This window comes from Pseudomonas sp. SDO524_S393 (assembly GCF_054071875.1).
This window is the reverse complement of record NZ_JBSVVZ010000004.1, coordinates 130,505-149,171: the sequence shown is the minus strand read 5'-3', so window position 1 is coordinate 149,171 and position 18,667 is coordinate 130,505. Positions and strand designations below refer to the sequence as shown.

Here is an 18,667-nt window from a genome sequence, read left to right as displayed (position 1 = left end):
GCGGCTCAGGCCTGCCTGTAGGGTACCCCGATCTACGCTTTTGTCAATTCAACAAAATACACATATAAAAAAACCGGCAACAAACGGCCGGTTTTTTTACAGCACTCACTCAGCACGCCGCTTGCATTTGTCGCTGGGTAGCCTCGAAATGCCTTGTCTGAAAGGGCATCAGCGCTTGAACTTTCAAGCCCAACCCCTTATCTAGCCCCCAAGACAATGCTAATCGATCAACGCGGCCTTTTGTTGCAACGGCATGACTCTGCTTGTGAGATACGACAAGACTCAAAGCACGATTGGCCTCGGACACGCGAGAATCCGTAGCACATGTAAATTGAGTCAGTCGTTCAAACAGATAGCCAGCACGCCTAACCTCAACAGCGCTTCTGCCCTTACGCAAAAATGAGTTCAGTGCAGTTTCAAGGTTATCATTCGAGTACCAAAACGCACGAGCAGCTCTCACCAAGGCAGCGTCATCCGCTTGATCCAGAGGTTGCTTCGCCAGCCGTTCCAATTCAGTCGAGAGGACGGTGGCGCTATGGCGCTTCGTCATCATCGTGAGTCTCCAGATAATCCGCAATAATCCGCTTAAGGATCGAGTGTGGTGGTTCCTTGTTACCAACGTACACGTCAATCGCCTGTAAAGCCAGTCGATTCAGATCTGTGGTCAAGATTAACCCCATCCGTAAGAGCTTTTCAATATCTTCGATGTCTTGCTCAGTAGCACGTCCAAGCTTCGAGATAGCTAGATCCAATGGGGCCGCAATGAAAATATGAATTGGAGAAGCGTCACCAAATTCTTCAAGGCGAATCGCACGATCGAGATAGTCCTCATGAAGTGGCCCAAGCGTGGTATTGAACGTGAGATCGTAGTTCAGGGCAAGGGTTCGCCCTGCAGGATCGACGAACGACTCAGGCGTAGCCCCTAGGCTTTCAATGAGCTCATCCTTGCTCAAAGATCGATCACAGTGAAAAATTTCGCCGTCAATATCTACCGAAACACGGTGATTGGTATACAGGTGTACCGCGACCCCACCAAAAATGATGATTTTCACAGCCCCTGGAGGATATTCCTCAAGCTCCTCTTCAACGCCTTTAAACATCGCCACAACTGCTTGCCCCAGCGGCTTGCTGGTATCAACGATGGCAGGAAGCACATCTGGAGCCTCTACAGTCACAGAATTCCCTCCCTGAGGGTACCAGTTGAAATTTAGAACGAAAATTGACACCACTAAACCAGCAATTCAAGCAGCGATCCCAAAAGACATTAACTGATTTATTAAAAGCCAAGCACTTATTGCTGAGCAAAATCGTATCAGATATCGACACATAATGCGTTACTCGATGCTCTAAGTGAGGGAGCACACGAACCAGCAAATAATAAGCAGTTGAAAAAACTCCACTCACCAACCAAAGAAATGAAATTGGCACACGGAAATCTCGTGTCCATCCCCACTTCCACAACTCAGCACCTTGATGGCGCGGGTGCGGGAGTTGATCGAGTCGTGACTCTCTGATGAAGTCGTCGATGGCACTGCCGTGATATCGGCCGACGCGTAGTTCACCAAACTAATTCCGGTCCTGAGCAATCAGGACCAGCACTGGTAGTTCAGTCCAATCGGATATCCAACCCAAGCCCCGGCAGGCACCATTCCTGCCAACCTTCGTCTACGGCCGCACGCTCTTCAGCGTTGGCACAAAAATCCTTGGCCAACTCAAACAACGCTGCCACTCGCTGCCGGCGCTGCTCCGTGGTCATCTCGCCTCTGATCCCAACGGTCTGTACAGTCTGGAGAATTTTCGTGCATTGGGCCTCATCCAATCCCTCCGGAAAGATGGAAAAGCACGTTTTCTGACTGACATGCAGCAGCGGTGGCAGTACGCGCAGGATCAATCGGTGCAGTACTTTATCGCCCGTGACCACTGCAGGTGTGCCAATAAATGAATAACCCTGCTGGCGTAGCGTCGGCAGTATCAACCATAGGTTCAAATCCCCCGCCCGGTTGCGCAGGTACGGCACTGTGATGTGGCTGCCCTCAACCTTTTGTCCCGACTGGAAAGCCAGGAAGGAATCCAGATACGAGTAGGCAGGCTTCGTATCCCCGTCGAGTTTGAGCGCCTGCTGACTTTTCAGCACAACCCCTAAGGCAGTCAACATAAGGCTGGAAGTGAAGCGCGGAATATCAGCCTGGCCAATTCGATCAAGCTCAGCCAGCGCCGTATCAACCGGCATCTTCCTCGACAGCAATGATTTCATGATCACCACATAGGGAAAAATGAGGCTGAACTGCGTCTTCAGTGCCGCTTCATTCCTGCGTAAAAGGGCCACTTGTTGCTCGGCGAAATTCGCTCGAAAGTTAAAGCCCAAATCGCACAAGGTTTGAGTCATCGCGTCTATTCGGGTAATCGGGTCAGCGCGAAACTCTGGATTGGAAAACCACTGTTCCATCAGCGCCGGCAACGGATTCAGAATGGACTGGTGCCGGACGTGCTGTGGCAGCTGGCGCGCCCAATCCACTTTACTCAGGGCATTGGTGTCCAGAAATAGCTCATAGGGGCCATCGCCTTTCTTTGCATTCAGAAACGGCCACACCACTGCGCAACCACTTGGTGTGAGCACGCATCGTTCGCCATAAGGCACAGCGATATTAAGTTGCTGCATTGGAACACGAACCTCATCGCATTATAGTTTTTGAAGCCCTAAATCTTATAGGTGACAGGCTACCCTTGCATGGCATCGTTCAAACGCATCCGCTGATTGATGATTGCGTCTCACAACTGTATTCCGGCCGGCGTATTCATCCGCCCTGCACCGGCGGGGATACTGCCCCACTGGCGCCTTTCGGATAAACGCTCATGACGAAGTCTGATTTCGCCGCCTGGTCCTGGACCGCAGGGGCAGGCATCGACGCAGAGATCTGGCTCTCTTCGATCTGGCCATTGATAGCAAGCTTCGAGCCTGCGACTTAATGAAGCCCAAGGTCCGTGCGCGCGATGTCGCTCCTGGCGAGTACGTATCATCACGAGCCATGGTGATGCGGCAGAAAACGCAGCGGACGTCAGGACTACTAACTCCTTTTTCTATATTTTCGTCGCAAGTTCATCGTAACGGCAGAAAGCATTGGCAAGTTGCATCTGGCGGGGTGTTCGGCATTGAGCCTCAAACAAAGTAGGTGACGCAACGAGTACACAAACACATTTTGCACGTGATGTAGCGACATTCAGTCGGTTTAGGCTGTAGAGAAACTCCATTCCACGCGGTGCATCGACGTAGCTTGATGTTGTCATCGAGTAAATGACGATCGGCGCTTCCTGTCCTTGGAATTTGTCGACAGTTCCGATCCGAGCGCCCGAAATGCGGTCCTGCAACTCGAACACCTGCGCATTATAGGGAGCAATGATTAATATATCTTGAAGCAATATCAGTCGCTCAACACCATGCCTGTCGATCCAGGTAGTGCCTGACGCAAGGACTTCCTCCACGAGCGTTCGAACGCAATCAGCCTCTTCCGGCGATGAACTCTGATTGCCTTCAGAAACGACTGCCACATAGCGGAGGCCTGAACCATTGAGGCGTCCGGGTGAGCGAATTGCTTGAGCCTCCAATCCTGGGCGAGGATGAAGACGCCCCTCGTAGAATAGTTCGGACGTATAGGAGCAGATGTCCGGATGAAGACGCCATGTCTCCGCAAGAAAAAGTCCTCGGTCAGACGCAATCGTCTGCTCTTCACCAAGAATATGATGCAGAGCTGAAACATCAGTGCCTTCTGGATGACTACCCTGCATCGGCTGATCGAGTTGTTGCGGATCGCCTAGCAACACAACGCTATTCGCCGCTTGTGATACCGCAATTACATTCGCAAGCGCCATTTGCGCCGCTTCATCAATAAACAGCACATCTACGGAGTGCGCTGCATCAGGCAACGCCCACAGCCAAGCAGTCCCTCCTGCCACATTTGCTCTGCTGCCGATGGCGTTTAGCAAATCAGCATTACTTTTTACAAATCGCAATCGCTGCTGATCTGGTTCCATCTCCGAAGGTTTTTGAAAGCAGCAAACATCAATTCCCATTTCTTCAGAAGCCTTCACAACTCCATCGAGAAGGTTGCGGATGACCTTGTGGCTATTGGCAGTTACTCCAACAGTCTTCCCGGTTTGTACAAGAGAACAGATCATGCGTGAGCCTGTGTGCGTCTTGCCGGCACCTGGCGGCCCCTGGATTGGAAGCAATCCACTTTCGATATGTGCCGCAACACGGAGTGCGGCATCTAGGGCAGGCTCACCATCATGCTGGATCGGTTGATTGCCTATCCGAGGGGGCAGACGCATCAGAAGATCACGAGCGGCCTGAAAGGGTCCGTCCCCCTCCATTCCATGAGCAACGACATGTTCGCCGATGCGAACAAGCGCATTCGCAAGGACAGTAGTATTAATAACTGTGTGGGAAAAAACTGCCTCAGGATGAATATTTGCACTGTCCTCTCGTTTCTTAATATCGACCCAACGTTCATCCAGAGAAATTGCGTCGACGCTGCCTAGTTTCCTGCCTCCTAAAGTGTGCAAATCTTCACTGCCGCGCATCTCCGTTTCTTGAGGAGGGAAGCTGTAGCGATGAATGGGTGCCTTAGCTGTTCCCCCATTCACGCCCACAAATGTTAGACCTGAAAGTCCAGCTCGCTCGTCGAGCAAATCTTCTGCCATAAGGTCGGAAAGGCGGAAATACTCCCACCAAAGCGCCTTCTGTTCTCGCCGGTGCCAGTCGAGCGAATGCGCGAGAACCCATCGAGCATGCTCCTCGGCCGTGCGCTCCGCCGCATCAGTAGGAACCCCGTCCGTCAACCGTTCGATAAGCCCATTGATCTTCTCTTGCCATTCACCAAGTGCCTCGCTTGGCACGCTCTCAGGTACTTCCGGTCGAGGAATGATATTGCCAACATTGATCAAGTTGGTGCGCCGTATTTCTAACCAGTCCCGAAGGCGCCATGTAGATACGCAGTCATCTCGGTTGTATCCAGTCACAACATAACGATCAGCATCATTGATGAATGCTAAATCTCCCAGCTCAAGACATGCTTGAACCTTAGCAAGCGCCATGTTTGCCTCTGAAAGCTCTGTATCTCGGATGAAATCGTATAAGGGCTCAAGCTTTTTGATCGAGTAACTTTCCACGCTCGCTCGCAGACCATTTCGTATCACGCTGTAAAGGTCAACAAAGCGTTTGGAGCGCAGAAGAGCATCAATCTCCTCTTCACGACTTGCATGCCGCCCCATCAACCGTTTTAGAGCAGCCGGATCATAGGGTGCGAAATGGTAAATGTGCAGATCCGGGTATTGCTCCTGTCGAGCGACGACGAAATCGATGAAACGCTCGAAATTCAGTTTTTCCTCCTCACGAGATAGCGCCCAGTCAGCTGTGTAAGCGATGCCATTGCTACCATCAATAAAAGTATAACCAAACAAGTACTCAAGGCCGCCTTCCCCAGCAAATGGATCGCCCTCCAGATCGAAGAAGATATCCCCGACTGAGGGTTCGGGTAGGCTCGCTAAACCGAATCCTTCCGTCACAGGTAAAAGTTCGTGAAGCACGCTCCCAGCTTCGCGTCCCTCGATCTGAATGCGCGCCTGCTCTCGTACCCGCTCGTACGAATGTACTGCCCCGCGCGAGGGTCTCCATGCAAGCGGAACCGGCATTGCTGCTAGATCCGTCATGGTTTCTATGCCGTGCCGTCTTAACTCATCGATATGGACTTTGGTGATCCCGGCCACAAGCGAGAGATGGTCATCCTCTCGACGTTTCCGGTCGCAACGACTCTGCCAACGACAGATGTCGCAATGCTCCTTCGGTTCAGGATAGATCACCTCCCCCGCGTGCTCGATAGCAGCTACAAGGCTGCTTTTGACTCGTCGGAAGTACGCTGCGTAATCGTCCATTCGATACATCTGTGGCTCATACCCAGACCATGGGGCAACTACATAGCTATGCGTCGGGCAACCCCCTTGGATGGTGCCGACTAGATCCGCATACAAGCAAAGCTGCAAGACAGTTCCACCTTTGGTCTCACGAGCGAGCTTGGTATCGATCACCTCATAAGACCATGCTCCGAGATCGCTCTCGACCTCTATTCGCCTGAGGACATCCGTGCGACCCACCCAACCATTCGCGCGAAACGCGCCTTGTACTATGATCTCGTCCCCAGCGACCATGGCGCTCCTTGTGCGCTCGACCGATTCGTCATCAACTCCGACACCGTCAATGATTGTGACGGATAGACCTTGGGATCGTAGGTGCTCGACAAAGCCTTGTTCATGTCGCGCGCCACGCTCCCAAAGAATCTGCAGCAATGGGTCCCAGATAGCGGGGCGTTCTAGCTCGCCATTCGCCACCGCTAAGTCAAGGCTCGTTAAGTGCCGGCAGTTAAGATGTCCAACCAAGTCAGAAGCACTAAGAAAAATCGAATCGCCTAGCCTTTGCATTTGATTCCGACCTCATCAAAAGTCCATTTAGATGCTCTGTCGTCCAAATGCCAGCTCTAGTGACTTTTAGGATTAGCCAAAGCGAATGCCCGCTCGTCGAGTGTAGTCAATAGTGAAGGATCCACTGTGGATCGAAAAACAGGCACTCAAACATACCCCGTCGTGCGCTACCTTAGAGCTTCATCCTCATCACGACGCGACTAGGAACCATGGAATGAATCGCAAGCAGTTTCTCGAGCAACCGGACGTGCTCGGCCTCATCGAGTGGCTAATCGAAAACCTCCCCACTCTGCCAGTGCATCTGAAGGTCGCGCGCAGCAGGTTCGTGCGCAAAGCGATCGACTGCAAGGTTCAAGGTATCGAAGCGGTTCAGGCGGAATACCAGTGGGGCGGGAACTGGGAGACGGTCAAGGCGGAGCTGCGCCGGCTGCGCATTCGCTTGCGCCTTGCGGTTCGCGCCCGCGATGAGTTCGCCACGCATGGGGCCTGCGAAGCGATCCTAGCGTGGGGAAATGTCGATGGCGCCGTCGGATTCCTCAAGGAGCAAATGCACGACAAGAACTTGGTGAATTACCTAAAGCAGTGCCAGGCGCTTCTCGCGCTGGACCGCAAGCAGCAGCTCAACCACCTCACCAAGCAGAACATCCTAAGATTCGACTCGGGCATGACTAAGATCCATGCCCTGCTCGACACCACTGGCTCTCCCATCTATGACGGCCGGGTCGGTGCCGCCATCGCGCTGCTCTACCGCCTGTACCGCCAAGGCACCGGCACCACTGCGCCGCAGGCACTGGACTTCGCCTGGGGGCCAGGGATCGGCGACCAGATTCGAAACCCAAAACACTTAAAGCTTGGCTACAACGGTACACCGCAACTCTCCACCACCAGTCGCCACCTTTGGGCACGGCGCCAGCTCCAATTAGGTTGGATCATCCGCGCGGTACTAGAAGGGTCCGAACTATTCGCCAAGCAGCCTCAGCTGGTAGACCGCTGCCACGCCTTTGAAGCTGGATTGTTCATGATGGGCTATGACCTACGCAGTCTAGTCCCCGACGGTTATACGATCCCAGTGCCGCCCAAGCCTAACTACCGGGTACGCAGGATGACCCGAGCGACCTGAGATAAACAAGCTGATGGTTGACCTGTATGTAGTTCTCAATAAGCAGGAAAATAGTCTTAAACACTCAAAAACGTCAGGACCTGAAGAGAAAGACCAAACAACATTGGTAAAGAGACCACGCGTGAGCGCCAAAGCCTGCGTCCGCCCACGCGGAAGCCGTGAGGATTCCACCCAGAGCCGGTGGTTTTGTGGGGGTAAAAACGACCAAAAATAAAAAAGGGTCGCGAGATAAAATCTCGCAACCCTTTGAATTATATGGTCGGGACGGAGTGATTCGAACACTCGACCCCTAGCACCCCATCTCCTTTTTCATACTTCTTGAAAGCTTCCAAAATTTTACTCTGGATTTTTCTAAGCTAGTATTTACTTGAGCTCCGGCGGTGTTCTGCTCTACAGGAGTCCAGTAACGTCCATCAAGAGCCGACGCTTTTGTGGGGGTAAAAGTAGGGGGAGTCCGTTTTATGGCCAAAATCACCATCAAAGAACTCGAGTCGCTGACTCCCAACGATGCCGGCCGAAGCCTCCGGGAGGATGGCAATCTCGCCGGTCGAATCTCAGTCCGTAAGGACGGCGTGTCGGTCAGCTTTTTCTATCGGTATCGCTGGGGCAACCAGAACAAAGAGTACGCCTGCGGAACCTGGCCGCGCAAATCCCTGACCGACATCCGCAAGGCGCGCAACCAGGCCCGTGCGCTCATTGATGAGCAGATCAATCCCAACGAGCAAAAGAAAACCGCCAAGGCACAAGCATACGCCGCTGCTAACGTAGAGGCTGAACCAGTAAAAACGACGACGGTGAAACCGCTGACCGTCCAGGATCTAGCCAAGGCCTGGCTGTTGGATGGCGTGGCGCGTAAAGATGGCAATGCTGAATTGCAGCGCCGTTTTAACAAAGACCTTTTTCCGGCACTCGGCAGGACCGGGGTGAACAGCGTCTCCGAACATGATGTCCGGGCGCTGATCCGCACCGTGATCAACCGCGGCGCTCACCGGCAAGCCATCAGCTTCTTTGCCGACCTCACCCAGATGTTCAGCTGGGCCAGAAAACGTCAGCCCTGGCGGGCCTTATTGATCGAGGGGGACCCAACGGAACTGGTCGACATCTCCCCCCTGATCCCGGCCGACTACGAAGCGGAAAGAAGCCGCATCCTTTCCCCGGCTGAGCTGTTGGAACTGCACACCCGCTTCCAGCAAATGACTGCCGATTACGACGCCCTCCCCGCGGGCCAAAAATACGACGGCATTCGACCGCTAAAGAAGGAAACACAGCTTGCGCTCTGGATCAGCCTGGGCACGCTGTGCCGGATTGGCGAGTTGCTGCAGGCCGAATGGAAAAATGTCGATCTAGACCAGCAGACCTGGTTCCTCCCCAGCGAAAACGTCAAAGGCACCCGTGGCAAGAAACAAGACCACCATGTCTTCCTCTCCCCCTTCGCCCTGCATTTCTTTCAGGAACTCAAAATCCTGACGGGAGACTCGCAATGGTGCTTTCCGAACAAGCTGGATGATGGGCATGTGGACGTGAAAGTGGTGAGCAAACAGGTCGGCGATCGCCAGGCCCGGTTCAAAAACCGCAAAGCCCTCTCCAGACGGTGCCATGACGATACCCTGGTCCTTGCCGACGGCCAAAACGGCGACTGGACGCCGCATGACCTGCGCCGTACAGGGGCGACCATGATGCAAGCCTTAGGCATTAGCCTGGATGTCATCGATCGCTGCCAAAATCATGTACTGGCCGGCTCTCGGGTGAGGCGCCATTACTTGCACCACGACTATGCCGACGAGAAGAAAAACGCCTGGAACCTGCTGGGCGATAGACTCAGTGCGGTGCTGTCCTCAACTTACGAGCACACGCCAAACGAGTCGAAGTTGTCTTTTCCAGCGTACGTAGTGAAAGAGACACGAACATCCTCATAGGGCCGTTTCACCCTGCGTCACCGGAATTCAACGTCCCCGTGCTGTGATCCATAATTCGCGATGAGCAAAGGTGGCAGATTTCAGTTCGCGGCGCTGTCGAACAAAGGGTGCAAGATCCCACCAATCCTTTTCCTTGATCAGCCCACCCAGGTGTACTTCCCTGCCTCACTGGATGACGCAGAGGATTTCGATGCTCAAGAGCTTTCAAAACAGGCCAAGCGTGAAGACGCAGTCGACGCAGACATGAGTGCTGTGACCAACATGTTCACTCAGTTGGCCAAGTTCTGTGATGAAACTGGCAAGAAGACAGGCGTAACTCCGCAAATCATCGTCTCGGATCATGCAGATAGACTGACCCTAGGCGAAGGTTACAAGTTTCCGGACTATGTCCGGGCTACATGGAGAACGCGGGGCTTCATCGCCGACTAGGAGTCTTCATCCTGAAGGGGGGATTACTCCCCCGTTTCTTGATCAGGCCATAGTGGTTGGTGCATCAATCATTACGCCTGAGACCTGTGGGGACGAAGTCCTTAACAACCACGTCTGTTCTGGCGTGGTGTGGTGTGGTGTGGTGTGGTGTGGTGTGGTGTGGTGTAGATACGCTATACACTTATGAATGTACGGACATCACAACGCCATGAAAGCCAGGGAAGCTAGACTATGAGCATCGACATAACTGCACCAGCGCCGAGGGTTTTCTCAGAAAGCGACACGCGCACGATTGAGATGTCACCCTCCGGTTACCTAGAGCAGATACTTGATCGAGAGCTCAAGCTCACGCTCCACGGCATCGAGCTGGGGTCCGAGCGAGATGACTCCATGCGTCAACTCACTGACACCGCAGCAACGCTTTACGATGGCCGTATTCTGCGCGAGCTTATACAGAATGCGTACGACGGCGCTGGTGAAGATGTCGATGCCCATATCCTGGTGAAGCTGGATCTTGCCTCTGCCCCGTACGCGATGCTGGACGTCTGTAACACTGGCAATGGATTCTCCCGGGCCGATGTCGACTCAATCGTGAATCCGGCAAGAAGTAGAAAGCAGCCCGGAAACTCCATTGGCCACAAAGGACTTGGATTTCGCAGTGTTACGTTGATCAGCCATGATCCTCAGATCTACTCATCTCAAGCTGAAAATAAGGCAGCGCAATTCGACGGGTTCTGCTTTCGATTTGCTGATGAGCAGGCCCAACGCGAGCGACTTCTGCATCTAGCTGAACCCGACCTTGCGGAAAGGGCGGTCGGCAAGACTCACAGCTTGCAACTGCCGCTCGTGATAAATAGCTTCCCCGATGACATACAGGACTATGCATCGCATGGGTTTGCGACAGTGATAAGACTGCCGTTGACCGACCGTATGGCCGCCTCTCGCATGGAAAAGGAATGGCAGTCACTTTTTGATGAGCGTGCCCCGCTTAATCTCTTTCTACCTAAGCTCACCAAGCTCGTATTTGAAAAAATTGACGCGGACGGCACTACTTCGCGTCGTGTGTTAACGCGTCGTCGGTACCCTCTGAATCGCCCTCTGAAAATTGACAATCTTGAGATAGAAGAAATCGTTGTCGACGATCGCTCGTACTTGTTCATCAGCCGCGTCGTTGATCCGCCGCGGTTTTTGAGAGCAGTGGACGCTGCTGTCGAACAACGTCATAAGGTAGAGAGGTGGCGAAATTGGGCAGGCGCGCCCACGGTCAGCATCGCGATCCCCCTAGGGTTCGAGGTTCCGGAAGGTCGCTACTATGCTTTTTTGCCAATGGAAACCCCCTGTCCTTTTAACGGTCATTTGGATGCTCCGTTTTTCCCAGATCCAGATCGCAAGGGCTTAAGTCTGGACAACGCCCTTAATCAAGAATTGGTCAAGGTTGCAGCAGAGATGTGCATTGACCTTATATATGGTGTAGCTGCTGCCAATATCAATCTAGTCTCATACGTGCACGCCGCTGTGGATGCCATCACATGGGGCCCCGCAGACCATGTCTTGGCTGCATTTCGGGCTAAAGGGCTGGCGTACAAAACTCTCCCACTTCCAACGATGAGTCCACCTGGCAGTGATGCAAGATGGGCAACCCTTGACCATGTTTTTGACTGGCAAGACGACCAATACAAATCACTGCGTGCGACTTGGATTGCGAAGGTTACAGGCGCATTTCTGCTGCGACGCAAGCTGGGAGCCAGGCGAGTTATCGCCTTACGCAGCCTTGCTGATGATGTGGGGCTTCCGCTGGAGCCGGAGAACGACCGCCTCGCAAAGTGGGTACCGTTGCTCGCTGCCGACCTTGAACGCCAACGCAAAGCTACAGCCGCGAATTGGGAGGATTTCTATACCGACCTGAGCGTACGCAAGGACATCCTTGAGCAGCTTCGAGGCAAACTCATTTTTAGAAACGAAGCTCGCAAACTCGTGCGAGCCGAAGGCGCTAAATCCGTAGCGGGCGAACCGGTTCAGTTTTTCATCAATGCCGACCCTGGGCGTGTCACCAAGAAGAAAAAACGCCTGGATGACGCCGGTGTTTTTCCTCCAAGCTGCATAACCAAGGGGCTCGAGTTCGCCGACCCGACGCTTGCCTGGTCTGCGGATGTGGTCACGGCGTTTGTTAACGCAGGACTTGCTTCCGAGTTTCGCCTCATCAACTTGGTTTCAAGATTGGGAACACTCCTCGGAACTCGCCCTCGCACACGCGACGCTTTGTCAGTCCTTACCTGGGCCTTCAGAACATGGAAGCAAAATCGCACCCCGGACTTCGACGAGGCCCTTCAGACCGCGGGACTCTGGGTTCCCTTGGCCAGCGGCGGAATTGGCAAAGCGAGCCTTGCTTATTTCTCAGCGGGATGGCGCGACACGCTCGGTAATTTGCTCACTGACCTCTGTAAAGAGGCGAGCCACGACAAGCAGATTGCCGGAATCGCGAAGATGATGCTTCCTGATTGGAACGAATGGAAAACCGGTCCGGGGGAAAGCGCTCAAGACTGGCGGGACTTTCTGAAAATTGCCGGCGTACGGGACGGCCTTCCTTGGAACCGAGGCGCCGTTGTACGCATGTACTCACCAGACTGGCGAAGCTTGAGATATGGGTATTTGCCAACACAGAATTTCGAGCTGGAGCTGGGAATTTGCTGGCGCAAAGCCGTTGGTTTTTCACGCGACCTCGGCTATCAAAGCGGTATCTACGTTCTAAATGGCGTTCCCTACCTATACGGCCAAGCGAGCTACGACACAATGAACGGCGCGGCCCGCTTAGCTTACGGGCGGCTAGTTATCCACGCGCTCACAAAGATTCCCGCCGAAGCTATGGTGACAACACTCTCCCGCAGCGGTGCCCGTTACGACCACGTTCACTGGCCTAGCGCCATCGCCGCATTTCTGAAGTCGACTGCTTGGATTCCTGCGTCGGCGGGCGACGATTTCGAAGGGTTAACTTTAGATCAATGCTGGTTAGGCAGCAGGAGTGACATACCTCGTTTCGTACCGCGGCCGGAGCGCATGGTACGAGAGCTGATAGAAAGCAACCGCTACCTTCAAGAGATGTTGTCCGGCAAATTGAATGTACCCGCTTGGTCGGACCCAAAAAGTGCACCCCGACGCATTGCCGCACTTGGCGAGCTACTGGAGCGCGGTATATCAGAGGCCTTTCTTGATGACTTTCGAAAAGCCTATCGCGAAGCATGGACAGAGTACGCTCAGCTCGACTTGCGCCCGGCTCTGCCTCCGACACTCGTAATCCCTAAAGACACTATTGATGGCTTGACGGCCGTGACGCTTCACAAAAGCGCTCCACTCGTTGAAACGATCTACATTGACGATGGTTCGCGGCCCACTTTTCAACAAATTCTGGCTTCTTTTGGTCGCATCACCATTGATGTGGGCGGTACAGCGACTGCAAGCTGTATCAGAGCGCTAGCAACGTATCTGGGTTGTAAGGCCCAGCCAATTCATGAGGACTCGATATCCGTCACCACAGACGGCGTTCCTTTCTTTCCGAGTGCAGCGGATGAGCTGCTCGTAAGCAAAGATTGTGAATGGATCGCTGACCTCGCTGTTCTCGTACTCGAAGTGAGCTCAAATCTAAGCAACCAGAACACCCTTCGCGCGCGGCAGGCGTTGGGAGGCGCTATCCGCCGAGTACGGTTGCGTTTTGTCCGAGAAATCACTGTCTCGATAGATGGGAACTCAAGCCCTCTGCCAGAGGAGCTTGACGGCATACTTCCGGTTGCCAACGAAGAGTATCCGTCGGTCCTGTGCGAGGGGCAGTTTTTGAATTGGTCCACGCTGTCCATGATCGCGTCGGCCGTGCCCGCGGCGATAGGCAGACCGGGATTAACGGACGCTTTTCGCCTAACATTTTCTGCGTTTGGAAACGAGATGTCGCGGGACGGTCATGAGCTGAAAGCACCCTCGGATTTGCAACTTGCTCGAGCACTTGGACGACCCGTCTCTCGGATCACCGAGCTGAGGCGATCGCTTCGTGCGACCACGCCGCGTTTATTGGAGTATTTGATCCCGTCCGTCCACGCTATGGGGCATACCTACCTGGCTGCAATATTGATCGAGCGGACCGACGAATTCAGAGACGATTCCGACGTGATGGCGGTTATTTCTGGTTACGGTATACCCTCCGACCAAGCCGAAAGAATCGTCACCGCCTGCCGAGACGCCGACACACTCAGCGGCCTACGGCATGAGCTAGGCCTTGAGTTCAACGTACTGAACGCGAGCCTCGTTGCGCTGGGACGTTCTCCGTTAGAGTTCAAGAAAAGGTTAACGGAGCGTTTCTCCTCCCGCGTTGAGCATCGACGTGCTGAAGTTGAGCGAGCCGTACGGGATGCGTACACCCAATCCATTGAAGCAGACGGAGCCCTTCAGGCCTATCGCGAAGCAGTCGCTTTGAAATGGCTCCACCTGCCAGATGATTGGGTGGAACGATTCGATGATATTGATACACAGCAGGTAGATGAGGAAATCGATAGACAGGTAACCCTCCGCCTTGGTGCAGGCCCTTTTCCCAATGGCAGTCCCATCGACGGCGTCCGCCAGCACAACCGCCAACTACTCACGCGGATTGCGGAACATTTGCAACGTTTGGTCAGAGCTTGGGCGAAGTGCAATTCGACGCCACTTGATGAACTTTGGTTGCAAGGACCTGAACGCCTGATTCGAGCTGCCCTGTCATCCGGTACGCTTGACTTCGAGTCCTTCAACGAGAGATCCGTCCCCTCCGCACTTCACCGAGCGAGCCTCTGGCCAAATCAAATGCCGGAAAGCCTGGACACTGTTGCGCTCGGTCTTTCCGATAGTGATCTGGCATTCGAAGCATTAGAGGAGCGTGAACGCGAAACGCGCAGACAGACAGAACGTCGTAGCCTGCAGTTTGGGGAATTAGAAATCGATGGTGGTGCTCAGGGTTGGCATGATGCAGTTGCGCAAGCCATGCAAGAGACACTTGCGAGTGGAGGATTCAAAACGCGGTCCGGTCCTGCGGCATTGCAAGTCTTTGGCCCCCGAACTGCCCCTAGACCGACTAAGCGCGGTACAAGCAATCGAGGTGATGATCCTCAGTATTTGAGTCAAGAACAACGCGACCTCATCGGTTTCGCCGGGGAGCTCGCCGCCTATCAATATTTGCGCAATAAACATCGAAATATGCGGCCCGAATACTGGGTATCTTCGATGGGCCGCAGGTATCTAGGGCTTCCGCCAGAAAGTGATCAAGGATTCGATTTCAAAGTATCAGACTCGAAAGGCTTCATTCATTACGAGGTTAAGGCGCATGTCGCAGATCCAGGACACATCGACTTAGAGCGCTCTCAGGTAACTGCGGCGGTAACGATGCGCCATGACGGAACCAACCGCTGGCGTATTCTCTATGTCGCGTACGTACGAGGTCCTAACGTCGGAGTTTATGAGCTGCCTAATCCATACTCCCTAGGTGCAAGTCGGCTATTCCGAGAAAGTCATCAGCAGGGTGTCCGTTTCACTGTCATGCGTGAATAGCAATTGCCCGTCAGCAGCAGGAATTTCTCACCCAGGGCCCTCTGGATCGAAACCAGCGCCAACGCGGTGTAAGGTGGCATTGAATGCCCCGGTGCAGTCTCCCAATAGCTCACATAACGGACGTCCTCCACCTCGCTGCCGCTCAACCCCAGACCGCCATACCATCGGGCCTCAATAGCCCGGCGTCGACAAGATAGCGTTTGAGTATGAGCAACGACGGCGTGCACTCGGGCTGTGCGAGAAACTCATTGCCCAGCGCGGACGTGTACAGGCGCAGCCAATTGCGGGCGGGCACCCTTGGCAAGAATGCGGCCAAACCAGCGAAATTATCGCTGGAAAACACCAGACGCAGCGTACGCAGGATCGGCTGGTAATCCGGCGCGGAAAGCAGCGCAGCGAGGGTGTCGTCGAGCAGGTGGGTAATCACGACTTTATTCAGCCGCTCCTCGACCTTGGCGTCCGCGAGCGCCACCCGTGGATCAATTGCCACCGGGTAAATCGACTGAAACGACTTCGCGCCACTGAGCATGGACTCGTAGAGCACCTTGTCCGCCGTCGAACCGGTTACCAATACATCGTCGCCAAAGATCACATGCACCCCACTCCAGCGGTAGAAGTTCTCTGCGGGGATGACATGGTCCTGGACCAGGTTGACGCGTTCACGTTCTTCGGTGCTCAAGCTGGCGTAGTTCTCACAAGGCGGCGCGATCCGTGGAAGCTTGACGTTGATGATCGTGGGCAAATGCATATGAGCCAGTTTGACATTGATCTCGCTGACCACGATCTCATAGAGCACGTTCGCCGTGGACGGCACGTTGCGCCAGCCGGTGGTCATCAACACCACGTTGTCACCACTGGCCTTGGCGCTGAGAAACAGCCGGGCCCAATGGGAGTAGGGGTCGTCCAATTGCGTGCACCAGTAGTCAATGACCAACCAGGCCAGGTGGCGAATATCCTCAATGCTTCCATACTTGGCGCGGCTGTAGATCGCCACCAGCGCCGAGGCATCCGCCCCGGTCGTCATGTCGCGGAACGAGCCCGCGCCATCCTGCGTCAGGCAGTGCAAAGCATGACCGCCAAGTACCGAGACATAGCGGGGCATGCTGATCAGCCCGCGGGCCAGCAGGTCGGCAGCGAAAGCGCGAAAACCCCGTTTCGCATCCTCGAAGCGGGTCGATGCCAGCGCCTGTTCAAACTGATCCAACTGGGTTTCTACGGGAGCGCTGGCGATCTCACGCCAGCAGGTCGGGAGCGGTGCTTCGGTCATCATGTTCACGGTTGAATCAATCCATCGGAAATAGCCACGGTCGCAGTCAAGGTTCCCAGGGGGACATCGACTCGGCGGCGGCTCTCGTAGTAGCAAATGCTCTGTAAGCCAAGCGGTTGCAGGCTCTGGAGTAGTTCACGGATGCCAGCACCGGCATCTCGCGGGTCATGAGTATCAGAGCCGACGGTGAACGCCGCCTGGTGCTCGATCAGGTGAGGCAACAGGGCGCGCGACGGATAGGACCAGCGCCCATGCACCTCACGCCCCGATGCGTTGTCCAGGCTCGATTTGCGGATGCCCGAAGCGTTTAGCTCATACGCCACGCCGTTGCGCGCAAACAGCGGCAATAAAGGCTCGAAATGGCGCAGTACGACCTCTTCGTCGACACCGCGCAACAGGGTGTCCGCATGCCCCACGGCATCAAACAGGCCGCTCCTCAGCAGTGCTTCCAGGTCCGCGAAATAACGATCCAGGAAGTTTTGGGCAGCCAGGCGCGGCAGCTCCCACACCTTTACCATTGGTTCGCCGGGCACTTCGACGTAGTGAATGGAGCCAATCACAAAGTCCAGTTCGTGGCGCGCCAGCAAGGCCCGGTTATAGATATCGGAGCCCGGCATATAGTCGAACTCAAGGCCACGCAAGATCTTGATTTCACCCCGGTACGCCGCCTGCGCCCGCTGGATATCGGCAAAGTAACTGTCGAGTTCGGACTCCAGCAGACGGTTATCGGAGTCCACCGGAAAAGGTGCGTGGTCGGTGATGGTCAACACCCTCACACCGGCTTCGATTGAAGCCCGGACAAGTTCGTCGACCGTGCCAATGGCATGTTTGGAATAGAAGGTATGGCTGTGGGAGTCGATCATGGGCACACCATCTGTTCAAGCAGGCCATCATGGTTCGCCAACTCCTTGACCAGCCAGTAAGGGTTGTTCGCTTTCGCCATAATCGCCTGCACCAACTCGCGGTCATCAAACCGTGCCAGCAGGTCGGTCAGCGGCTGGGTATACAGCGCCCGGGCCAAAGGGGTTTCACTGATATGGCTGGCCAGGTGCTCCCAGCGTACGTGATCAAAATGGATGTTGCCCAGACGCTGATTCTCGATACCGTAGAGATATAAATCACCGTTGGGCTTTACCGTCAGGTCCATGCCATTGGCAAGCGGCGGTTTGTTCAGGCTGCCAAAGGTAAAGCGCTTTTTGACCTTGATCTCGATGGCCTGGATGTAGTCGAGCAGATCCAGATAGCCTTCGGGTGTGCCTGGCGCGGGATGGACGAGGTTTTTGTAGTCGATGCCGAATGATTCGCCGTCCACCTTCAACACATCCTCCAGCGCATTGCAGGGTTCAATGGTTGCGTGAATACCCCAGCGCGCCAATTCGGCGACCAGAAAGTCACGGGTGAATACCCGGTCCGTGTCGATGGAGCGAAACGAAAAGCTCAAGCCCCCCGGACGCCGCGTGCGCAGGTAATCCAGACTCAGCCCATGGGCGCGCCATTTGACTTTCTCGATGTGGTGACTGTCGGCGCTCAAGCGGATGTTGCAGGTGTCGCCGTGGCTCAACACGATCTGGTCGGTGCTGTCATAAAAATCGAGCATTTTGTCATGGGGAAAGAACCCGCTGGTGATGAACTCGAACGCCTTCCCACCATTAGAAAGGTGCAGGATTTCGTGGAATACCTTGATGTTATTGAGCGGCTCGCCTTCCCCGCTGATAGAGATGCGCTTGACCTGCGGGGCATTGATTAGGGCCGCCAGGTTCTCCCGGGCGAGCGTCGAAAGCTCCATGCCGATGCCGGTCTTGTGCTTGTCGGCATACATGCAGAATGCACAGCCGATTCCGCATATCTGGGTGATGTCGATGTAAAGGAGATGACCTTGCAGATCCATGCCTGAATTGCCTT

The 18,667-nt window shown here is 54.5% G+C and carries 10 protein-coding genes and 1 pseudogene; 4 read left to right on the top strand and 7 right to left on the bottom strand.

Going from position 1 to position 18,667, the window contains the following annotated elements; genetic code table 11:
- Positions 1-109 precede the first annotated feature (109 nt).
- The 4 genes from ACW9IB_RS03695 to ACW9IB_RS03680 form a co-directional block, all read right to left on the bottom strand.
- A complete protein-coding gene (locus ACW9IB_RS03695) occupies positions 110-553 on the bottom strand; it encodes a hypothetical protein (protein WP_310521934.1) in 444 nt (147 codons plus the stop codon).
- Positions 534-1,175, bottom strand: a complete 642-nt coding sequence (locus ACW9IB_RS03690; protein WP_240435931.1) for a DUF6036 family nucleotidyltransferase — start codon at positions 1,173-1,175, stop codon at positions 534-536. The genes ACW9IB_RS03695 and ACW9IB_RS03690 overlap by 20 nt, the downstream gene beginning before the upstream one ends.
- Before the next feature lie 431 nt (positions 1,176-1,606).
- Positions 1,607-2,659, bottom strand: coding sequence for a hypothetical protein (locus tag ACW9IB_RS03685; protein WP_457412425.1), 1,053 nt, complete (start codon positions 2,657-2,659; stop codon positions 1,607-1,609).
- A gap of 419 nt (positions 2,660-3,078) precedes the next feature.
- Positions 3,079-6,471, bottom strand: coding sequence for a TM0106 family RecB-like putative nuclease (locus ACW9IB_RS03680; protein WP_457412423.1), 3,393 nt, complete (start codon positions 6,469-6,471; stop codon positions 3,079-3,081).
- Between the two features lie 214 nt (positions 6,472-6,685).
- Between ACW9IB_RS03680 and ACW9IB_RS03675 the strand changes: the two genes are divergently transcribed.
- The 4 genes and pseudogenes from ACW9IB_RS03675 to ACW9IB_RS03660 all read left to right on the top strand — a co-directional run bounded on the left by ACW9IB_RS03675 (position 6,686) and on the right by ACW9IB_RS03660 (position 15,498).
- Positions 6,686-7,591 carry a hypothetical protein gene (locus tag ACW9IB_RS03675; RefSeq protein ID WP_213936720.1) on the top strand — a complete coding sequence of 302 codons (906 nt, stop codon included), beginning with the start codon at positions 6,686-6,688 and terminating at the stop codon, positions 7,589-7,591.
- A gap of 461 nt (positions 7,592-8,052) precedes the next feature.
- Positions 8,053-9,507 carry a tyrosine-type recombinase/integrase gene (locus ACW9IB_RS03670; protein WP_457412420.1) on the top strand — a complete coding sequence of 485 codons (1,455 nt, stop codon included), beginning with the start codon at positions 8,053-8,055 and terminating at the stop codon, positions 9,505-9,507.
- A 78-nt stretch (positions 9,508-9,585) separates the two neighbouring features.
- Positions 9,586-9,936: pseudogene (locus ACW9IB_RS03665) on the top strand (DUF3732 domain-containing protein); the annotation flags it as partial.
- Between the two features lie 390 nt (positions 9,937-10,326).
- Positions 10,327-15,498: an ATP-binding protein gene (locus ACW9IB_RS03660; RefSeq protein WP_457412418.1), complete on the top strand. Its 5,172-nt coding sequence runs from the start codon at positions 10,327-10,329 to the stop codon at positions 15,496-15,498.
- Positions 15,499-15,640: 142 nt separating this feature from the next.
- Here ACW9IB_RS03660 and ACW9IB_RS03655 read toward each other — a convergent pair whose 3' ends face one another.
- From ACW9IB_RS03655 to ACW9IB_RS03645, 3 genes are read right to left on the bottom strand one after another with little or no spacing between them, the layout of a single operon-like run.
- The gene (locus tag ACW9IB_RS03655) at positions 15,641-16,765 is read right to left on the bottom strand and encodes a hypothetical protein (RefSeq protein WP_457412431.1); all 1,125 of its coding nucleotides are present in this window, start codon (positions 16,763-16,765) and stop codon (positions 15,641-15,643) included.
- Between the two features lie 5 nt (positions 16,766-16,770).
- Complete coding sequence (locus tag ACW9IB_RS03650) at positions 16,771-17,628, bottom strand: histidinol-phosphatase (RefSeq protein ID WP_457412416.1); 858 nt, start codon at positions 17,626-17,628, stop codon at positions 16,771-16,773.
- Positions 17,625-18,653: a radical SAM protein gene (locus ACW9IB_RS03645; protein ID WP_457412415.1), complete on the bottom strand. Its 1,029-nt coding sequence runs from the start codon at positions 18,651-18,653 to the stop codon at positions 17,625-17,627. Before ACW9IB_RS03645 ends, ACW9IB_RS03650 begins: the two co-directional genes overlap by 4 nt.
- Positions 18,654-18,667: the final 14 nt, after the last annotated feature.